2 protein-coding genes are annotated in these 1,570 nt (G+C 37.6%); both read right to left on the bottom strand.

Annotated features, from left to right (window positions below):
- A partial coding sequence (locus tag F6K13_RS32415; protein ID WP_287289804.1) for a pyruvate formate lyase family protein occupies window positions 1–495 on the bottom strand: 495 nt, incomplete at its 3' end.
- Between the two features lie 184 nt (window positions 496–679).
- Window positions 680–1,153, bottom strand: coding sequence for a hydrogenase maturation protease (locus tag F6K13_RS32410; protein WP_124146229.1), 474 nt, complete (start codon window positions 1,151–1,153; stop codon window positions 680–682).
- Between the last annotated feature and the right edge of the window lie 417 nt (window positions 1,154–1,570).

Raw genomic sequence — 1,570 nt, 5'->3', positions numbered from 1 at the left:
ATAAGCATCGAAAACCCCGTCATTATGGGTTTTACGATATTGAGTAAACACTTCATGGGTTTGAGGATCTATTTGATAACCATAAGCTTCTAAAGATTTCTCAACCACTCGAATGCCCCCAAAAGGCATAATTGCCCTTTTGAGGGGTTTATTCGTTTGTAAACCGACAATTTTTTCTAAATTTTGATTGATGTAACCTGCCCCGTAAGCAGTAATACCAGAAGGGATTTTCGTTTCTGCATCTAAAATGCCTTTTTCCCGTTCTTGGTTCATTAATTCTTTAACTTCAGTCCAGAGAAAGTCTGTTGATTCACTGATGTTTTCCAGAAAAGATTCATCCCCTGTATATGGAGTATAATTTTTCTGAATAAAATCTCTAACGTTAACTTCTTTTGTCCACGTTCCTTGTTTAAATCCTTGCCATGCTTCGTCTTTTGAAGTTATTTTGCTTTGTAGTTGCGAGAGGTTTTGTTCCGTATTAATATTGCTAACCATAAAACTTTATTGAGTGTATTTCTATTCTTTAACACCCACCTCCTTCACTATTATTATCCAACTATTTTTTGCTAATTGAACTATCACTTAAAGTTTTTTTACAAAACTTGATTTTGGCACATAACAAAAACTTGAGAAAATAACTGCTAAATTAAAAAAAAATTGTCAATAAAACTTTTAAACTTTAATTAACAAAAATATGTTGAATTTGTGCTAAAGCATCTGTAATTCCTTGAGCTGTTTCCCTCGAAAAATCTTCCCCAAATTCAAAATTAACTGCGGGTATTAATATCCACCAACTCGGAGGTACATTTTTATAAACAAATTGACTAAGAGCAAGTAGCGATCGCGGATCTCCTGTATGCCCAATATTTAAACCCTGACTCTCAAGTTCCCCCGTTTCTAGAGTGTGTGGAGTGTGGGGAACGCAAAGTTGATGTATCTGTAAACCTTGTTCAGAAGTTGCCGGATAAACATCAACAAAAATAACTAATTCTGCTTGAGATATAGGTTCTGCCAATTCTGGAGTAAGTTGATGAACTGGGAGCGATCGGATGTTCTGAAATTCCCACTCTGCTACTAACTCTGCCACCCGTTGACCAGCACCATCATCACTGCGGAGAGTATTACCGTAACCTATTACTAATATTTCAGTCATAATTTATAAGTATTTTTGTATTGCAGTAATTAAATTATAAGTAGACATCTCCAAAAATAAAAATATAGCAATGTGCGCTGGCATATTTACAAATTGTAGGAATTGTCCAATAGCTAAAAGTCTTATATTATTCCAACGGAGATGCTGCGCAAACAGATTTTTATTCCCCCTATTGCCTCACAGGAGTGCGCATTCCGCAAGCGAGCTGGCGTCGTCGCGGGGTCGCACCGCTGTTGCCTTCCGGAGCTGTTGCCTGCGCGCAGCGCTATAAAATCAATTATCGTATAGAAATTGTGTGACTCGTTGGCCACTAAACCAGGAAACTGGGTATAAATGGCCGTTCCAAGTCACCACATGAGGACAACCTCGACTTGTGAATAACTCTTATTACCTTGGTGGTGAAATTCCATCCGCCTT

This window comes from Okeania sp. SIO2B9 (genome assembly GCF_010672505.1).
In the GTDB taxonomy this organism is placed as follows: domain Bacteria; phylum Cyanobacteriota; class Cyanobacteriia; order Cyanobacteriales; family Microcoleaceae; genus Okeania; species Okeania hirsuta.
The sequence above is the reverse complement of the archived record's forward strand: the minus strand, read 5'-3'. Positions and strand labels throughout refer to the sequence as shown.